The organism is Niveibacterium sp. (genome assembly GCF_041909475.1).
Taxonomy (GTDB): Bacteria; Pseudomonadota; Gammaproteobacteria; order Burkholderiales; family Rhodocyclaceae; genus Niveibacterium.
Genome location: NZ_JAYRDJ010000001.1, coordinates 206,996 through 223,646, shown reverse-complemented (window position 1 = coordinate 223,646; position 16,651 = coordinate 206,996). Strand labels below are relative to the sequence as shown.

General features: G+C 63.3%; 13 protein-coding genes. All 13 read right to left on the bottom strand.

Translation table 11 applies throughout. The features are described 5' to 3' along the window. Positions 1 to 98 precede the first annotated feature (98 nt). Entirely contained in the window at positions 99 to 1,466 is a 1,368-nt protein-coding gene (gene glnT / locus ACE3P0_RS01010) for a type III glutamate--ammonia ligase (RefSeq protein WP_374398947.1), read from the bottom strand. A gap of 29 nt (positions 1,467 to 1,495) precedes the next feature. Further along, positions 1,496 to 2,767, bottom strand: a complete 1,272-nt coding sequence (gabT, locus tag ACE3P0_RS01005; protein WP_374398945.1) for a 4-aminobutyrate--2-oxoglutarate transaminase — start codon at positions 2,765 to 2,767, stop codon at positions 1,496 to 1,498. Between the two features lie 17 nt (positions 2,768 to 2,784). After that, entirely contained in the window at positions 2,785 to 4,278 is a 1,494-nt protein-coding gene (locus ACE3P0_RS01000; protein WP_374398943.1) for an aldehyde dehydrogenase, read from the bottom strand. A gap of 160 nt (positions 4,279 to 4,438) precedes the next feature. After that, on the bottom strand, positions 4,439 to 5,896 hold the full coding sequence (gabD, locus tag ACE3P0_RS00995) for an NADP-dependent succinate-semialdehyde dehydrogenase (protein WP_374398941.1): 1,458 nt from the start codon (positions 5,894 to 5,896) through the stop codon (positions 4,439 to 4,441). A 95-nt stretch (positions 5,897 to 5,991) separates the two neighbouring features. Next, the gene (locus ACE3P0_RS00990; RefSeq protein WP_374398939.1) at positions 5,992 to 7,443 is read right to left on the bottom strand and encodes a DUF3138 family protein; all 1,452 of its coding nucleotides are present in this window, start codon (positions 7,441 to 7,443) and stop codon (positions 5,992 to 5,994) included. Between the two features lie 44 nt (positions 7,444 to 7,487). Continuing rightward, the gene (locus ACE3P0_RS00985) at positions 7,488 to 8,351 is read right to left on the bottom strand and encodes an ABC transporter permease (protein ID WP_374398937.1); all 864 of its coding nucleotides are present in this window, start codon (positions 8,349 to 8,351) and stop codon (positions 7,488 to 7,490) included. Beyond that, on the bottom strand, positions 8,351 to 9,292 hold the full coding sequence (locus ACE3P0_RS00980; protein WP_374398935.1) for an ABC transporter permease subunit: 942 nt from the start codon (positions 9,290 to 9,292) through the stop codon (positions 8,351 to 8,353). Before ACE3P0_RS00980 ends, ACE3P0_RS00985 begins: the two co-directional genes overlap by 1 nt. 10 nt (positions 9,293 to 9,302) lie before the next feature. Further along, the gene (locus tag ACE3P0_RS00975) at positions 9,303 to 10,400 is read right to left on the bottom strand and encodes an ABC transporter ATP-binding protein (RefSeq protein WP_374398933.1); all 1,098 of its coding nucleotides are present in this window, start codon (positions 10,398 to 10,400) and stop codon (positions 9,303 to 9,305) included. Positions 10,401 to 10,434: 34 nt separating this feature from the next. Beyond that, on the bottom strand, positions 10,435 to 11,547 hold the full coding sequence (locus ACE3P0_RS00970) for a polyamine ABC transporter substrate-binding protein (protein WP_374398931.1): 1,113 nt from the start codon (positions 11,545 to 11,547) through the stop codon (positions 10,435 to 10,437). Positions 11,548 to 11,697: 150 nt separating this feature from the next. Continuing rightward, complete coding sequence (locus ACE3P0_RS00965; RefSeq protein ID WP_374398929.1) at positions 11,698 to 13,089, bottom strand: aspartate aminotransferase family protein; 1,392 nt, start codon at positions 13,087 to 13,089, stop codon at positions 11,698 to 11,700. A gap of 78 nt (positions 13,090 to 13,167) precedes the next feature. Next, a complete protein-coding gene (locus tag ACE3P0_RS00960) occupies positions 13,168 to 14,538 on the bottom strand; it encodes a glutamine synthetase family protein (RefSeq protein ID WP_374398927.1) in 1,371 nt (456 codons plus the stop codon). A 136-nt stretch (positions 14,539 to 14,674) separates the two neighbouring features. Then, complete coding sequence (locus ACE3P0_RS00955) at positions 14,675 to 15,424, bottom strand: gamma-glutamyl-gamma-aminobutyrate hydrolase family protein (protein ID WP_374398925.1); 750 nt, start codon at positions 15,422 to 15,424, stop codon at positions 14,675 to 14,677. 15 nt (positions 15,425 to 15,439) lie between these two features. Further along, positions 15,440 to 16,543, bottom strand: a complete 1,104-nt coding sequence (gene ald / locus ACE3P0_RS00950; protein WP_374398923.1) for an alanine dehydrogenase — start codon at positions 16,541 to 16,543, stop codon at positions 15,440 to 15,442. Positions 16,544 to 16,651: the final 108 nt, after the last annotated feature.

Below are 16,651 nucleotides of genomic sequence, written 5' to 3'. Positions count from 1 at the left end.
ACCCCCCCCCCCCCCCCGCCGGCGGGGGGGGGCGGGGGGGGGGGGGCCGGGGGCCCCCCCCCCCCCCCCCCCCCCCGCGCCGTGAAGTGGAATTGTCCTCAGAAACGCTCAGCGTAGCGTTCCGTCTCCCACGCATGTACCGCGCGCGAGTACTCCACCCACTCCATCCGTTTGAATCGGCAGAACTCGGCGGTGAAGGCCGAACCCAGCGCATCGCCAAGCAGCGCGTCGGACTCCAGCGCTGTCACGGCTTCGCCCAGATTCTGCGGCAAGTGGGCAATACCACGTACGCGTAGCTCCGGCAGCATCAGTTCGTACAGATCGTCGGCCACCGGAGCCCCAGGCGCCAGGCCGCGCTCGACACCATCGAGCCCCGCAGCGATCACCCCGGCAAGTGCCAGGTAAGGATTTGCAGAGGCATCCGGCAGCCGCCATTCCAGCCGCGAATGCGCAACGCGAACCAGCGTGGTGCGGTTGTTGTCGCCATAGCCGATGTGGGCTGGTGCCCAGGTCGTGCCGGACAAGGACTCGCCGACCACCAGCCGCTTGTAGGAATTCACCGTCGGCGCGCACAGCGCAGCGAGCGCGGGCGCGTGATGCAACAGCCCGCCAAGGAAGTGGTACGCCGTCTGTGACAGCCCGAGCCCCTGCGCATCGCTGCGATCAGTGAATACCGCGCCCCCCGTTTCGTCGGCGATCGACAGGTGAAAATGCAGGCCGCTTCCCGGCATGTTCGCAAAGGGCTTGGGCATCATCGAGAAGACCATGCCCAGCGACTCGGCGATCGAATGCGCCGCCATCTTGAACAGCATGAAACGGTCCGCCGCCGCGAGCGCGTCGCTGTAGTGGTAGTTCAGTTCGTATTGGCCGCTCGCATCTTCATGGTCGATATGGAATACATCCAGCCCGCATGTCTGCAGCGCATCGGTGAGCGCGCCGAGAAAGGTCTGCTGACGGGTCAGCGATTTGTAGTCGTATGAGGGCTTTTCAAGATGGTCGTGCGCATCGGCCGGGCGTACGCTGCCATCGGCGTTGCGTTGCAGCAGGAAGAACTCCGGCTCCAGCCCGGCGTTGAGCGTCCAGCCACGCGCGGCAAGGCGCTCGACCTGCCGGCGCAGGATTTGCCGCGGGCACAGCGCGAAGGGCTCGCCACCAACGTAGCCGTCGCACACGATGCGTGCGTGGCCCGGCAGCCAGGGCAGCACTTGCGCCGTTGCAAGATCGCCGCGGCCGTAATACTCGGAACGCGCGCCGTGCCGAGGCAGGCCGGTGCCCCAGATCGACGGGCCCGAAAACCCGGCGCCGGGCGCGAACACGTCTTCCAGGTGCGACAAGGGAATCGTCTTGCCCTTGGCGACGCCCTGAATGTCGGTGAACTGGGCGAACACATAGCGCACGCCCTGATCGTTCAGGCGCGCCTTGAGCATCTGGATCTCGCCAGCGCTATTGCCTTCGGACTGGGGCATAGCTATCACTCCGGTCTGCGGGCGCGGGCTCAGGCGCTGGTCAGCGCGTCGGCGAGGATGCCGAGCGCCTCGTCGAAGATCGCGTCGGGCGTCGTCAGCGGATACAGCAGGCGCAGCACGTTGCCGTACACGCCGCAAGTCAGCAGGATCAGGCCCTTCTCCAGCGCTTTGGCCTGCACGCGCTTGGTGAAGTCGGCATCCGGCTTGCCGGTGGCGGGGTCGTTGAACTCGACGGCGATCATGGAACCCGGTCCGCGCACATCGATGATCTGCGGCACCTTGGCGCGCATCTCGTTGAGGAAGCCCTTTAGCTTCTCGCCGAGTACGTTGGAGCGCGCCAGGAGGCCTTCCTCTTCGATGACCTGGATCACCGCATGCGACGCAGCTACCGCCAACGGGTGGCCGGCGTAGGTGCCGCCCAGGCCGCCGGGCAACGGTGCATCCATGATCTCGGCGCGACCGCACACCGCCGACAGCGTTGTGCCGCCGGCCATGCTCTTGGCCATAGTCATGATGTCCGGGAGCACCGGGTAATGCTCCATCGCAAACCACTTGCCGGTGCGGCCGAAGCCGGTCTGCACTTCATCCACGACCAGCAGGATGCCGTGCTCGTCACACAGCTTGCGCAGCGCGACCATGAACTCGACCGGCGCCTGGTAGAAACCGCCCTCACCCTGCACCGGTTCTAGGATGATCGCGGCGACGCGCGCCGGCTCGATGTCCGATTTGAACAGGTGCTGGATGTAGTCGAGCGAGTCCTGCACGCTCACGCCGTGCAGCGGGATCGGGAACGGTGCGTGGAAGACCTCGCCCGGGAAGGGGCCGAAGCCGACCTTGTAAGGCACGACCTTGCCGGTCAGCGAGCAGGCAAACATCGAACGGCCATGGAAGGCGCCGGAGAACGCGATGATGCCCGAGCGCTTGGTCGCCGCCCGCGCGATCTTGATGACGTTTTCGATCGCCTCGGCGCCGGTGGAGAAGAAGGCGGTTTTCTTCGCGTGGGTGCCCGGTGTCAGCTGGTTGATCTTCTCGGCCAGGGTGACGTAGCTCTCGTAGGGCACGACCTGGTAGCAGGTGTGCGTGAACTGCTTGAGTTGCGCCTCGACGGCGGCCATCACCTTCGGGTGACGATGCCCCGTATTCAGCACGGCGATGCCGCCACCGAAGTCAATGTAGCGACGCCCTTCCACATCCCACAGTTCGGCGTTCTCGGCGCGCTCGACGAAGAACGAATTGCCGACGGCGATGCCACGCGGCGTGGCAGCGAGACGGCGTTCGTGAAGTTCCTTGTTGCTTGGCATGTTCAGATTCCTGCTGTTCATTCGAGACCGATCCAGGTCGTCTTGAGTTCGGTGTACTTGTCGATCGCGTGCAGCGACTTGTCGCGCCCGTTGCCCGACTGCTTGTAGCCGCCGAAGGGCACGGTGATGTCGTCCTCGTCGTACTGGTTCACATGCACGGTGCCAGCACGCAGCGCGCGAGCGATGCGGTGCGCCTTGTTGATGTCGCGCGTCCACACGCCGGCCTGCAGGCCATAGATCGTCTGGTTGGCCTGCTGGATCGCCTCCTCGACGGTGTCGAAGGCAAGCACCGACAGCACCGGCCCGAAGATCTCCTCGCGGGCGATCGTCATGTCGTTGAGCACGCCATCGAACAGCGTCGGCGCCACGTAGTAGCCGCCGGTTTCGGCGCGGGCCTGTTCACCGCCAGAGAGCACCTTGGCGCCCTCCTTGCGGCCGGCGTCGATGTAGCGCATCACCGTGTCGAGCTGCGTGCGATCGACCAGCGCGCCCATCACCGTGTCGTCGGCGAGCGGGTCGGCTGGGGCGTACTTGGGCATCAGCGCCAGCGCGCGTTCGATGAAGGCATCCTTGATCGAACGCTCGACGAAGAGGCGCGAGGGCGCGTTGCAGCTCTCGCCCTGGTTGTAGAAGATCGAGCCGATCGAGGACGCAACCGCGCGATCCAGATCCGGGCAGTCGGCGCAGACGATGTTGGGCGACTTGCCGCCCAGCTCGGTCCAGGCGCGTTTGAGGTTGCTCTGCCCGGCATTGACCATGATGAGCTTGCCGACGCGCGTGGAGCCGGTGAAGGCGATGCAGTCGACATCCATGTGCAGCGACAGCGCGTTGCCGGCTTCGTGGCCGAAGCCCGGCACGACGTTGAACACGCCGGGCGGGATGCCCGCTTCGAGAGCCAGCTCGGCGAGGCGCAGCGCCGTGAGCGGCGACTTCTCGGAAGGCTTCAGCACCACGCTGTTGCCCGACGCCAGCGCCGGCGCGATCTTCCACGAGGCCATCAGCATCGGGTAGTTCCACGGCACGATGGCACCAACCACACCGACAGGCTCGCGGGTGATCAGCGCCAGTGCGCTGTCGCTCGTCGGCGCGATCTCGTCGTAGATCTTATCGATCGCCTCGCCATACCAGCGGATCGTGTTGGCGCAGGCGTTGACGTCGGTGGCGCGGGCATTGCGGATCGGCTTGCCCATGTCCAGCGTCTCAGTCAGCGCCAGTTCGTCCTTGTGCGCGAGGATCAGGTCCGCAAAGCGAACCATGATCTGCTTGCGCGAACGCGGCGACAGCCCGGCCCAGCGACGATCCTCGAACGCGGCACGCGCGGCCTTCACCGCGGCATCGATATCCGCCGCGTCGCCCCGCGCAACAGCAGCGAGATAACGCCCATCGACCGGCGAATTGCATTCGAAAGTCTGCCCACTCACGGCAGAGACGCGCTCACCGTTGATCAACGCGCGGCCGTCGAACTTCATGCGGCCGGCCATCTCGGTCCAGGAGTTCTGTTGTGTCGTCATGACTTCAATTCCTGTGCTTTCCGGATTCCTAACACGGCACGCTCGTGCAGAAACCGTCGCGAGCGGTTCGAGGCTGAAGCGAGAAGCACAGCCGTACGAGATGTACGGCGAGCATCACAGCTTCAGGATCGGGCCGCGCAGTAGGTTCATGCGTGAGCGTTCAGCGGTCGATGCCGCCGAGACAGATGTACTTGATCTCGAGATAGTCCTCGATACCGTACTTCGAACCTTCGCGGCCCAACCCGGACTGCTTCACACCGCCGAAGGGCGCAAGCTCGTTCGAAATCAGGCCGGTGTTGACCCCGACCATGCCGTACTCCAGCGCTTCGGCGACGCGGAAGATGCGGCCGATGTCGCGGCTGTAGAAGTAGCTGGCGAGACCGAACTCGGTATCGTTGGACATGGCGATGACGTCTGCCTCGTCCTTGAACTTGATCAGCGGAGCGACCGGGCCGAAGGTCTCTTCGCGGAAGATCTTCATGTCGCGGGTCACGCCGGTCAGCACCGTCGGCTCGTAGAAGGTGCGGCCCAGCGCATGGCGCTTGCCGCCGGTCGCCACCGCGCCGCCTGCAGCGAGCACATCGCTGACATGCTCCTCGACCTTGGCGAGCGCCTTGGTGTCGATCAGCGGACCTTGCTGCACGCCGTCCTCCATGCCGTTGCCGACCTTCATCGCGGCGACCTTCGCGGCGAGCTTGGCGGCGAAGGCGTCATACACGCCCTCCTGCACGAAGAGGCGGTTGGCGCACACGCAGGTCTGCCCCGTGTTGCGGAACTTGGAGATCAGCGCGCCTTCGACGGCCTGGTCGAGATCGGCGTCATCGAACACGATGAAGGGTGCGTTGCCGCCGAGTTCGAGCGAGAGCTTCTTGATGGTGTCGGCCGACTGGCGCATCAGGATGCGACCCACCTCGGAGGAACCGGTGAAGCTGAGCTTCGCGACCGTCGGGTTGCTGGTCATTTCGCCGCCGATTTCGGTCGACGAACCAGTGATGACGCTGAACAGCCCCGCCGGCAGCCCCGCCTCTTCGGCCAGCACTGCCAGTGCGAGTGCCGAGAAGGGTGTCTGGGTCGCAGGCTTGAGCACCATCGCGCAACCGGCGGCGAGCGCCGGGCCAGCCTTGCGCGTGATCATCGCGTTCGGAAAGTTCCACGGCGTGATCGCCGCGCACACGCCGATCGGCTGCTTGATCACGAGCAGACGCTTGTCGGCCTGATGCTGCGGAATCGTATCGCCGTAGATGCGCTTGCCCTCTTCGGCAAACCATTCGATGAACGAGGCGCCGTAGGCGATCTCACCCTTCGCCTCGGCAAACGGCTTGCCCTGCTCGGCGGTGAGGATGCGCGCGAGATCGTCCTGGTGCTTCATCATCAGGTCGAACCAGCGGCGCAGGACCGCCGCACGCTCCTTGGCGGTCTTCGCCGCCCAGGCTTTCTGTGCGACGCGGCCGGCCTCGATCGCACGACGCGTTTCAGCGACACCGGCCATCGGTATCGTCCCCAGTTTCTCCCCCGTCGCAGGGTTGATGACCTCGGCAGTCTGTCCACTGTCGGCGTCACACCAGCGGCCGTCGATATAGGCCTGCTGGCGCAGCAGGTCCTTGCGTTGCAGTTCCATGAGATTTATCCGTCAGCGCATTAAGCCGCGCCGGACGCCCGCCCGGCGCGAAAATACCGGCCGCCCCGCCCCCCAACGAGGCGGCCGGCGAGGGATCAGAACGAAACCACCGTTGCGACCCCGAACAACTGGTTGTCCTTCTTGTAGGACCCGTCCTTCACGTTCTCGAACACATGCTTGTTCGACCCGTCGTAGCGGTATTCCATTTTGAACACGGTGTTCAGGTTGAACGCATAGCCAAGCCCGAACGTGAGCGCATAGCGGTTGGAACCCTTGCTGTCCGGATCCTCGCTCCAGGTGCCGGAGGCGTCGTCATAGACGAAGCCCGGGCCGATGCCGTTGCGGCCATCGGAGAAGGTGTAGCCGAGCAGACCACCACCGTTCTTGCTGTTGTTGATGTAGTCGGCACGCATGATGCCTTCGAGCTGCGGCGTGAACTTGTACGCCGCAAGGCCGGAGAGGCCCCACCAACGGGCATCCTGCAATTCGCCGGTGTCGGCATTGGCGTAGATCGCAGCCTTCTTCTGCTGGCCGAACGACACCTGGCCCTGCACTGTCCAGTCCCCGCGGATGAAGTAGCCGTCGAGCTCGAACAGGTTGAGGGCGGTGTCTTTGCCAGAATCGTCCGGATAGACGAGATCACCCGCCGCGTCAGTCTCATCAGCGCGGAAGTTGGCCGCCTTGCCATGCACGCCGGCGAAGCCGAAGCCGTTGAATTCGCCCTTCGCGTAATCAACGCGATAGGCGAGCACCGGTGCCTTGTTACCGCTGTTCTTCTTGCTCGCGTTCATGTTCGCGAGCAGGCCTTTAACGATCCACTTGCCGCTGGTGAGCTCCAGACCGGCGCCGGTGTAGGCGGTCGGCAGCGTGAAGTCGAACAGCAGGTTGTGGGTGATCAGCTTGTTCTGCGTGCCGGGCAGGTATTCGTAACCGGACCAGTCCGGAATCTGGCCGGCGATGAAGCGCGTCTGCAGGTCAGTCAGTGGCACCGACACGGAGGCCTCGGCAACGATGTTGCCGGCGCTGAACACTTCACCCACACCACGGTTGGGCTGCAAGGTCAGGCGCCATTTCGTGCCGCCATCCATTTCCTTCTGGATGTCGAGCTGGCCCATGCCGAAGTAGCCATTATCGTAGTTGTAGCCGTCGTCACCCACCTGGTTCAGGAACTGGAAGCCGGCGCGATCCTGGCGCTGGTTGTAGATGAAGGTCGGGTCCACATAGCCGCTGATCTTCAGGCCACGCAGGCCGGATGCATCGCGTGCGTCTTCCAGCGCCTCGGCCTTCACCGCGATGCGGTTGAACTCGGCCTGCTGGTCCGGCGTCATGCCCGGCTGCACCGGCTCTGCGGCCGGCGCAGCAGCTGCGGCTGTCGGCGCTGCGGCGCTCTTCGCCTCCTCGGCCTTGAGCTTCTGTTCGAGTTCGCCGACCCGCTTCTGGAGCGCGCGCAACTCGTTGAGCAGCTCCTTGTTCGACTGGGCCTGCGCGACAACCGGAAACGCGGCGGCCAATGCCAGTGCCAGCGTGGTGACCTTCAAGGCATTCATCGGGCTCTCCTCTTGGGTGAAATCTGTTGGGTCTGGTGAATGGGTCAGGACGCGCGCTGGGCGGCGGCCATTTCGCGGGCGCGGCGGCGCTCCGCACGTGCAATCAGGTAGCTGGCAGTGATCACGGCAATCGATACGACAGCGATGATCACGGTGGCCACGGCGTTGACGCTGGGGTTAAGGCCAAGGCGTGCGCGCGAGAAGATCACCAGAGGCATCGTCGTGGAGCCGGGGCCAGACAAGAAGGCCGACAGCACCACATCGTCGAGCGACAACGTGAAGGTCAGCAGCCAGGCCGAGGCCAGCGCCTGCGCGATCATCGGCATCGTGACGAGGAAGAACACCTGGTGTGGCTTAGCACCCAGATCCATCGCGGCCTCTTCGATCTGCGGGTTCAGATCCTGCAGGCGCGCCTGAATCACCACCGTGGCGTAGGCCAGGCCCAACAGCAGGTGCCCCATCCAGATCGTCATCGCGCCGCGCTCGGGGAAGCCCAGCCAGTGCTGCACCGACACGAGCATCAGCAGCAGCGAGAGGCCGATGATCACCTCGGGCATCACCAGCGGCGCGTTGACCATGCCGGTGAAGATCGTGCGGCCGAAGAAGCGCTTGTACTTGACTAGCGTGAAGGCAGCGAACATGCCAATCACCACCGACGCGCAGGCGGTAAAGAACGCCACTTTCAGCGACAGCCAGAAGCCGGTGAGCATCTCGGTATCGCTCATCAGCTTGCCGTACCACTTGAAGGTGAAGCCCCCCCAGGTGGTCGGCAGCGGCGAGTTGTTGAACGAGTAAATCACCAGTGCCACGATCGGCAGATAGAGGAAGGCATAGCCCCCCGCCAGCCACGCCTTGCCGAACCGGCGATTGAAGGTTTCGCCGAAGATCGGCGGCTTCTTGCCATTCATCAGCGGGCCTCCTGCGCTTCAGCCTGGTACTTGTTGAAGATCGCCAGCGGCACGATGATGAGCAGAATCATCACCACGGCAACGCCAGAGGCCATCGGCCAGTCGTTGTTCGAGAAGAACTCGTCCCACAGCACGCGACCGATCATCAGCGTCTCGGGCCCGCCGAGCAGTTCCGGGATCACGAACTCGCCCACGCAGGGGATGAACACCAGCATGGAGCCGGCGATGATGCCGGCCTTGGAGAGCGGCACGGTGATCTTCCAGAAGGTGGTCCAGGGTGTGGCACCCAGGTCGGCCGCGGCTTCGAGCAGGCGCAGATCCATCTTCGCGAGGTTCGCGTAGAGCGGCAGGATCATGAAGGGCAGATAGGTGTAGACCATGCCCAGCACCAGCGAGAACGGTGTGTTCATGAACTTGCCCAGCGCCGGGATCAGGCCCGCAGCAACCAGCAAGTGGTCGATATGCAGCCATTCGAGCAGATTCGCGACCCAGCCGTTCTCACCCAGCAAGCCCTTCCATGCGTACACCCGCAGCAGAAAGGAAGTCCAGAACGGCAGCATCACCATCATCAACAGCGCGGGTTGCAGTGAGGGCTTGGCGCGCGCCATGAAGTAAGAAAACGGATAGCCGATCAGCAGTGACAGCAGCGTCGTGATCGCGGCGTACTTCAGACTTGCGAGATAGGTCTTGAAGTACAGCGGGTCTTCGGCAATGAATTCGTAGTTGCTGAACTTCAGGGTCAGTTGCAACAGCCCATCCTTGTAGACCAGCAGATCCTTGAAGTGCACCGTCTCCATTTCTGAGACGCTGATCTTCATCACGATCAGGAAGGGCAGCAGGAAGAACACCAGCAGCCAGGCGTAAGGCACGCCGATGACCGCCGTGCGTCCGCTGAGCAGCTTCGACTTGCGCATGCGCGCGAGGAAAGATTGGGGTCTCATCGCGCGCCCTTCACTGCGTGAGCACAACCTGCGACAACGGCGTCCAGCTGGCCCACACCTCATCGCCCCAGGTCAGCGGATCATCGCGATGGCGCGCGATGTTGCTCTCGCTGACCTTGAGCACAAGGCCACTGCCTAGCTGGATGTGGTAGACGGTGTGGCTGCCGAAATACACCATGTCCTTGATCGTGCCGCGCACATGGTTGTATTCGCCTTCCGGGCGTTCCCGGGTGACGTGGATCTTCTCCGGACGAACCGCCACCGAAACTGGCATGCCTTCGTTACCGGTAATGCCGTGGCCGACGTAGTGCTTGCAGTCGGCGCACTCGATGATGACGTGATCCGGGTTGTCATCAACAAGCGTGCCGTCCATCAGATTCACGTTTCCGATGAAGTCCGCGACGAACCGGTTCGCCGGCGTTTCGTACACTTCGCTCGGTGCGCCGATCTGTAGGATGTTGCCCTCGCTCATGATCGCGATGCGCGAGGCCATGGTCATCGCCTCTTCCTGATCGTGCGTCACCATCACCACCGTCACACCGACCTGCTCGATGATGTTGACCAGCTCGATCTGCGTTTCCTCGCGCAGCTTCTTGTCCAGCGCACCGAGCGGCTCGTCGAGCAGCAACAGATCCGGCCGCTTGGCGAGGCTGCGCGCCAGCGCCACACGCTGCTGCTGGCCGCCGGAAAGCTGATGCGGCTTGCGCTTGGCGTACTTGGATAGCTGAACCAGCTTGAGCATCTTCTCGACGCGCGCGGCGATGTCATCCTTCGGCATGCCGTCGCGCTTCAAGCCGAAGGCGACGTTCTCCTCCACCGAAAGATGCGGGAACAGCGCGTAAGACTGGAACATCATGTTGATCGGCCGCAGATAGGGCGGCAGACCCGCCAGATCATGGCCATTAAGGATGATGCGCCCGGAGGTCGGGGTTTCGAATCCCGCAAGCATCCGCAAGAGCGTCGTCTTGCCGCAGCCGCTCGATCCGAGCAGCGCGAAAATCTCTCCCTTGGCGATGTCGATGCTGACGTGATTGACCGCCTTCACGCCGCCAAAGTCCTTTACGACGTCCTTGATCTGAAGAAACGCCGGTGCTTGCGAAACCACCATTCCCCTCCCTCCGTTCCGTCTCGTTCAGTTGGGCTTACAGGCCGGTCTTGAACGACGTGTAGATGCGCGTCATCTGGCGACGGATGTCGTTGTTGATCGCATCCGGCATGGCCATCTTCTTCATGTCGGCGTCGCTCAGGAACACCGTCGGGTTGCTGGCCACTTCGGGCTTCACGAACTTCTTCGATTCCTTGTTCGGATTCGCGTAGAACACCTTGTTCGTCAGGCTGCCATGCACTTCAGGGCGCATGATGTAGTTGATGAACTTGTGCGCGTTGTCCGGGTGCGGTGCGTCGGCCGGGATGACCATCGTGTCCATGAAGACGATGCCGCCGGTCTTCGGAATCAGTGCCTGGATGTTCTGGCCAGTCTTGCCGTCGATGGCACGCTGGCGCGCGATGTTGATGTCGCCGGACCAGCCGAGCGACAGGCAGATCGAGCCGTTCGCCATGTCGTTGATGTAGCCCGATGAGCTGAACAGCGTCACGTACGGGCGGATGCTCTTGAGCAGCGCCGGCACCTGGCCGTAATCAGCCACGTTCTTGCTGTAGGCCGGCTTGCCAAGGTAGTGCAGCGCAGCCGGCACCACTTCGGTAGCGGAATCGAGGAAGGACACGCCGCAGCTCTTGAGCTTGGAGATGTACTCAGGCTTGAAGACCAGATCCCAGGCGTTTTCCGGCATCGGCATGTTGCCCAGCGCAGCCTTGACCTTGTCCACGTTGATGCCGACGGTGGTGTAGCCCCACAGCCAGTTCACCATGAACTGATTGCCCGGATCGAGCTTGGCAAGTGCGGCCTGAAAGTCCGGGTCAAGGTTCTTCAGGTTTGGCAGCTTGCTCTTGTCCAGCTTCATCAACAGGCCACCGTCGGCCTGGATCTTCGCCCAGTAGGAGGACGGCACCACCACGTCGTAGCCCGTTTTGCCAGCCACCAGCTTGGCATGGACGATTTCGTTGTTGTCGAAATTGTCGTAACGGACCTTGATGCCGGTTTCCTTCTCGAAATTCTTGAGCGTGTCTTCCGCGATGTAGTCGGACCAGTTGTAGACGTTCAGGACTTTCTCTTCTTCCGCGTGGGCGGCGAGGGCCAGCGTGGTGAACATGCCGACCGCACATCGCTTGAGGTTGCGGCTCGAGAACACTTTCATTGGAAGCCTCCGGGTGGCTGAAAAACGAGTGGCGGACATGAAATCGGTACTTCAAGCCCGGCCGTCCAAGCGCTTGCGAACGTACGGCCGGGTATGTGACGACAACTTAGCAAAAATCGGACCCGTGCACCTGCACAAAATGAGCTGCGATCAGATCCAGTTGCGCGCCTTCAGATCCGCATGGGTTTTATCGAGACAGCTGCGGATCAGGGCGACCATTTCGTCAATCTGCGCCTTGGTGATCACCAGCGGCGGCGCGATGATCATGCGATCGCCCACCGCGCGCATGATCATGCCGTTGCCGAACATGTGGCCGCGGCAGACCATGCCCACTTCCAGTGCAGGATCGAAGGCTTCCTGCGTCGTTTTGTTCTTCACCAGCACCAATCCGGCTACGAGTCCGCAGGTTTCTGCGATGCCCACCAGCGGGTGGTCGGCCAAGGCTTCGAATTTTTCCTTGAGATAGGGGCCAGTCTCGTCGCGTACCTGTTCGACAAGGTGTTCGCGGCGAACGATGTCGATGTTCTCCAGCGCCACCGCGCACGCCACCGGGTGCCCGGAGTAGGTGTAGCCGTGATTGAACTCGCCGCCCTTTTCCAGCAGCACCTTTGCGATGCGGTCGCCCACCATCACGCCCCCAAGTGGCACATAGCCAGAGGTGACGCCCTTGGCGAAGGTCATCAGATCCGGCTTGTAGCCGAACTTCTCGCAACCCCACCACTCGCCGAGGCGGCCGAAGCCACAGATCACTTCGTCGGAAACCAGCAGGATTCCGTATTTGTCACAGATGCGCTGGATCTCGGGCCAATAGGTCTTCGGCGGAATGATCACGCCACCCGCCCCCTGCACCGGCTCGCCGATGAAGGCCGCCACCTTGTCGGCCCCCAGTTCGAGAATCTTCTCTTCCAGCCAGCCCGCTGCCTTCAAACCGAACGTATCCGGATCCATGTCGCGGCCGTTCTCGTACCAATAGGGCTGCTCGATATGCACGATATTGGGGATCGGCAGATCCCCTTGTGCGTGCATGCCGCTCATGCCACCCAGCGAGGCGCCACACATCGTCGAGCCGTGGTAGGCGTTGTGCCGGCTGATGATCACCTTGCGCTGCGGCTGACCGAGCAGATCCCAGTAGCGGCGCACCATGCGCACCACCGTGTCGTTGCCTTCGGAGCCGGAACCCGAGAAGAACACATGGTTGAACTGCGGCGGCGTCACCTCGGTCAGCAGTTTGGCGAGCTGCGCTGCCGGCACGTTGGTGGTCTGGAAGAAGCTGTTGTAGTACGGCATCTCCAGCAACTGCTTGTAGGCCGCGTCGGCGAGCTCCTTGCGGCCGTAGCCCACATTCACGCACCACAAGCCCGACATGCCATCGAGGATCTTGTTGCCCTCGGAATCCCACACGTAGATTCCCTCGCCCTTCACCATCACGCGCGCGCCCTTCTGGCCCAGCGCCTGGTTGTCGGTGAAGGGGTGCAGGTAGTGCGCACCGTCGATCGCCTGGATCGCCTCGGTATCCACCCGGGTGTTTTCGTTCATGTTCATGGTTTCGTATTCCTTCGAATGCTCTCGCAGACAAGACGGGCCCGATGCGCACCACGCGGTGCGCGTCAGCAGGGTCGATCAGACATGCAGCAACAGGTGCTCACGTTCCCAAGGGCTGATCACGCGCATGAACTCTTCGTATTCGTGATCCTTCACCGCCGAATACACGGTGACGAAGCGCTCGCCGATCACCTTGCGCAGCGGCTCGCAGCCACGCAGCAGGTCGAGCGCCTCGGCGAGGCTGCGCGGCAACTGGTAGTCGGAGTCATACGCGCTGCCGCTGGCTTCCGGCGTCGGCTCGATCTGCTCCTTGATGCCGAGGTAGCCACAGGCCAGCGTGGCAGCAAAAGCGAGGTAGGGATTCGCGTCGGCGCCGATAACACGGTTCTCGACGCGGCGGTTCTTCGGATCGGAGTGCGGCACGCGCAGGCCTACGGTGCGGTTATCCGCGCCCCACTGCACGTTGATCGGCGCGGCGGTATGCCGCACCAGGCGACGATAGGAATTCACGTACGGCGCCATCAGCGCCATGCACGCGGGCAGGTATTTCTGCAGCCCACCGATGTAGTGATAGAAGGCCTTCGAGGCGGTGCCATCCGGGTTGCTGAAGATGTTCTCGCCGGTCTTCGCATCCACCACGCTCTGGTGCACATGCATCGCAGAACCCGGCTCGCCGGCCATCGGTTTGGCCATGAAGGTGGCGTACATGTCGTGGCGCAGCGCGGTCTCACGCAGCGTGCGCTTGAAGAAGAACACCTTGTCGGCGAGCCCGAGCGGTTCGTTGTGCAGGAAGTTGATCTCCATCTGGCCGGCGCCGATTTCGTGGATCAGCGTGTCGACGTCCAGCTCCATCGCGTCGCAGTAGTCGTAGATGTCTTCGAAGAGCGGATCGAACTCGTTCACCGCGTCGATCGAATACGCCTGGCGACTGGTTTCGGAGCGGCCGCTGCGGCCAACCGGCGGGCGCAGCGGAATATCGGGGTCCGGCGCACGGGCGATCAGGTAGAACTCCAGCTCGGGCGCGATCACCGGCTTCCAGCCCATCTCGGTGTAGAGGTCTCGCACATGGCGCAACACGCTGCGTGGCGCGAAGTCCACCAGCGTGCCGTTCGAGAAGTAGCAGTCGTGAATCACCTGCGCAGTCGGGTCTGCTGCCCACGGCACCAGGCGCACAGTCGCGGGGTCAGGCAGCAAGACCATGTCGCGGTCATTGCCCGAGATCACACCGTTGTAGCCCTCATCCTTGTCGGGATACTCACCGGTCACGGTGCCCGCCACCACCGCCTCGGGCAGGCGCATGCCGCGGTCCTGGGTGAACTTCTCGCGCGGCAGGATCTTGCCGCGCGCCACACCGGTGAGGTCGGGCACCAGACATTCCAGTTCGGTCACGCGCTTCTCGTCGAGCCAGCGCTCCATGTCCTGATGGGAAAAGTTTTCACGCAAAGTCATAGTCGGTCTCTGTGGTTTCGTCGCATGCGGCGATCGGCCCCTTTGCCGGGGTTCGGGCTCGCCGCCAGCCCGCTGGCTGGCAAGCGGCCCTAGGGCAGGTAAGCCAACCAGACGACGAATCGGGACTCACGGTTCATCACGCGCTCCGTGTCTGCATCCGTTCGCGACAAGCGTCGCCAAACGCAGCGAATATCCGTGTCGATACCGGGTTCTCGGTGGCCTTCCATTCCGGGTGCCATTGCACGCCGAGGGCGAAGGCCTCGGATCCCGCTACGCGGAAGGCCTCGACCAGGCCATCGTCAGCCAACGCTTCGGCCACCAGACCATCGGCGAGGCGATCGATCCCCTGGCCATGCACCGAATTCACGCCGACACGGGTGGCGCCGACGATCTCGGCCAGGCGGCCGGACAAGGTGACCGGGTGGGCTTCGGCGTACTGCACCTCGACCGACGCTGTCTTGTCCTCGCGGTGATCCATGTAGCCCGGCGTTTCGTGTACCGCCTGATGCAGCGAGCCGCCGAAAGCCACGTTCATTTCCTGGAAGCCACGGCAGATCGCGAACAGCGGTACGCCACGCGCGATCGCACGGCGGCTCAGCGGCAGCGTTACGGCGTCACGCGCCGGATCGAGCGGCAGCGCCGGATTGCGCACCACCTGATCGAAATGCGCCGGATGCACGTTGGATACCGAGCCGGTCAGCATCACGCCATCGGCGATATCGAGCAGCGCATCGAGATCAGGCGTATCGCCCAGCACCGGGATCAGCAGCGGCTGGCAATCCGCGGCCAAGGCCACGGCATCGAGGTACTTCTTGCCGACAGCGTTGAACGGGTGCGCACCGAGCATCTTGCTGCAGGCTGGAACGAGGACGATTGGCTTCTTCATCGGCAGGTTTCGTGGTCAGAATTCGGCGTGGTAGGTGTAGCCCAGCTCGCGCGCCACCGCCTCGCAGTTCACCTTGCCGCGGTGGATGTTCAGACCGTTGCGCAGGTGCTTGTTGTCCTGCAAGGCGCGGCGATAGCCCTTGTTGGCGAGCTGCAGTACGAAGGGCAAAGTGGCATTGGTCAGCGCGAGCGTAGAAGTGCGCGCAACGCCACCAGGCATGTTGGCAACGCAGTAATGCACCACGCCATCGACGATGTAGGTCGGGTCCTGGTGGGTGGTGGCATGCGTCGTTTCGGCACAGCCGCCCTGATCCACCGCCACATCCACGATCACCGAACCGGGCTTCATCAGTGCCAGCATGTCGCGCGTAATCAACTTGGGTGCGGCCGCACCGGGGATCAGCACCGCGCCGATCACCAGATCCGCTTCGCACAGTGCGTCTTCGAGGTTGGCGCGGTTCGAATACAGCGTCTGCAGGCGCGGGCCGTAAAGGGCGTCGAGTTCCTTGAGGCGGTTGAGCGACACGTCGAGGATCGTGACCTGAGCGCCAATGCCCATCGCGACACGCGCCGCATTCACACCGACGACGCCGCCGCCGAGCACCAGCACCTTGGCCGCCGGCACACCGGGCACACCGGGCAGCAACACACCGGAACCACCTTGCGACTTCTCCAGCGCCTTCGCGCCAGCCTGAATCGCCATCCGCCCCGCCACCTCGCTCATCGGCGCCAGCAAGGGCAGGCCACCGCGGTCATCGGTCACCGTCTCGTAGGCGATTGCCACCGCATCCGAATCCACCAGCAAGCGTGTCTGCTCAGGGTCCGGCGCCAGGTGCAGATAAGTAAACAGGACCTGACCGGGGCGCAGCGCGCGGCATTCATCCGGCTGCGGCTCCTTCACCTTCACCACCATCTCCGCGTCGGCAAAGACGGTGGCCGCATCCGGCGCGATTCGGGCGCCGGCGGCTTCGTACTGCGCGTCGGTGAATCCAACCCCGGCCCCCGCCAGCGTCTGCACCAACACCTGATGGCCACTACGTACCAGTTCGGCCGCGCCTGCAGGCGTCAGGCCAACACGGTACTCGTGGTTTTTGATTTCTTTGGTTACGCCTACAAGCATGGTCTCCCCCCTCGCTCGCCCGTCGCACACCACCTGTGTAGTGTGGTCGCTGCACCATCCAATTGGTAGTGACAATGTAGCGCGTTTTGGTATTATGGAAAGCACCAC